The sequence below is a fragment of the Bacillus sp. T2.9-1 genome (assembly GCF_950097965.1).
In the GTDB taxonomy this organism is placed as follows: domain Bacteria; phylum Bacillota; class Bacilli; order Bacillales; family Cytobacillaceae; genus Niallia; species Niallia hominis.
Map to the genome: position 1 here is coordinate 1 of NZ_CATNHG010000015.1, position 2,138 is coordinate 2,138.

Consider the following 2,138-nt stretch of genomic DNA (forward strand, 5'->3'; position numbering starts at 1 on the left):
GTTTGTCTAATACATAAAAAGGAACTGTTTTGTTATTAAACATCAAATTTTTCATACATTTTAGAAGGTGAAAAAATGACAACAAAACAAAAAAGGAAATCCTTTCAACGTTTAACGTTAAAACCAAAAAAGGACATTGAAGAAATAAAATTTGGGATTAATCTGAGAGAAAAAGGGTAATAACTGACAAGAAACCAACCTCTTAAACTAGACACAATAATGGTTTAACGCTGTCCATTATGATGTATTGGTTCTACGATCCTTCTATCCATATTCTGTATAAAATAATTTTTTTAACAGACACTATAAAAAACGTTGAAGGAAATGATAAGAATGACAGAGCGTAATAATAATGAGAGCTTGCCAGGTTATGAAAAAATTAAATCGATTCTTAATGAATCACCCGACTTGAATTGTCGAAAGATTGAAGCTGGACAAGTGGGGATTCATATTATTTTCATGAAGATTTTAATTAAGCCAGAGATTCTAAATGAATATGTCATTAAATACATTGAACAACTTTCTGTAGAATACTTACATTACACCTATTTAATGAAAAACATTCCTATAGAAGAAATAATGGTAAATATAGAGGAACAAGAAGTTATCTCTTCCCTATTAAATGGATTTGCTTATATTTATTTCTTAGAAGAGAAAAAGGGATTCATGGTGAACTGCGCAAATCCCATTGAACGCTCTATTGAGAAAGCAGAAACAGAATCGTTAGTATATGGACCTAAAATTTCGTTCACTGAATCATTAACTTCTAACGTTAAGATAATCAGACAAAATCTAAATGATTATAATTTGTGCACGGATGAAATAAAGATTGGGGAACGCGCTCAAAAGCAAGTAAGAATTGTATATATAAAAGATATTGCTAACGATGACACTCTTCAGACACTTAAGGAAAGGATTAAACAATTAAAAACGGATAATATAAGTGACAGTTCCGTTTTGGCTCAATGCCTAGAAGATAATCATTACTCTTTATTTCCACAATTTATATTAACAGAGCTGCCCGATCGATTCATCTACTCGATTATAAACGGGCGAATTGGTGTTTTTATAGATGGTAGCCCAGTAGGGATTATAGGTCCTGCTAATTTTTTCTCATTTTTCGAATCAACAGAAGATATCTATTTGAGATGGTCTTTAAGTACATTTATTCGTTTTATCCGATTTTTTGCTATGGTAGGTTCTATTTTTTTAACAGCCATTTATGTGGCTGCCATGACTTATCATTTTGAACTCATACCATCTAAATTGTTATTTATCATTGGACAATCACGTTCACAAGTTCCTTTTCCGCCCTTATTAGAAGCACTCTTACTAGAATTGTTAATTGAGTTACTTAGAGAAGCTGGTGCCCGCCTTCCTTCAAAAGTAGGACAAACAATGGGAATTGTAGGAGGTCTTGTCATTGGCCAAGCAACGGTTGAGGCAGGATTAACTAGCAATATTTTAATTATCATTGTTGCATTTAGTGCATTAGGGGCATTTTCGGCTCCTATTTATGAAATGGGCACTGCTGTCAGAATTGCTAGATTTCCAATCATTATTTTAGCAGGTGTTTGGGGGTTAAATGGAATCATTTTTGGTATATGTATTCTAATGGTTCACTTGTTAAAATTAACTTCTTTAAATAAACCTTATCTTGCACCTCTATATCCGCTAAGAATGAAAGATTTGCAATATTTTTTAATACGTCTCCCCCACCATTTTTATATGAGGCGACCGTTAGTAAATCGACCAAAAGACTCCATTCGCCTAAAGGAGCGATTAAGAAATATAACAGATTTAGATGAATTTTGAGGTGCAAAATGAAATCAAATATACGATTTGTTAACGCCTTTATGGCGTTTTATATCATACACACTTCGCAAATTGGTATGGGAATTCTTGGAGTCCCAAGAATTGTGTATCTAGAATCAAAAAAAGATGCTTGGATATCCATTTTACTATCTGGTTTATTCGTTAGCTTGATTACATGGTTAATGATTTCTATCCTAAAAAAAACTTACACGGCACAACTAACACAATGATTTAGTTGTGCCGATTCCACTTGCTTTCAATATTGTTTAAATATGCATTTGGGTCCTGCTTAAATCTTCTCTGTTTTGTGTGTTCATGTATTC

At 32.7% G+C, this 2,138-nt stretch carries 2 protein-coding genes; both read left to right on the forward strand.

The features are described from left to right. The first annotated feature begins 333 nt into the window (after nt 1–333). On the forward strand, nt 334–1,815 hold the full coding sequence (locus QQZ16_RS02210) for a spore germination protein (RefSeq protein ID WP_235252825.1): 1,482 nt from the start codon (nt 334–336) through the stop codon (nt 1,813–1,815). Between the two features lie 8 nt (nt 1,816–1,823). Beyond that, the gene (locus tag QQZ16_RS02215) at nt 1,824–2,045 is read left to right on the forward strand and encodes a GerAB/ArcD/ProY family transporter (protein WP_235252824.1); all 222 of its coding nucleotides are present in this window, start codon (nt 1,824–1,826) and stop codon (nt 2,043–2,045) included. Nucleotides 2,046–2,138 lie beyond the last annotated feature (93 nt).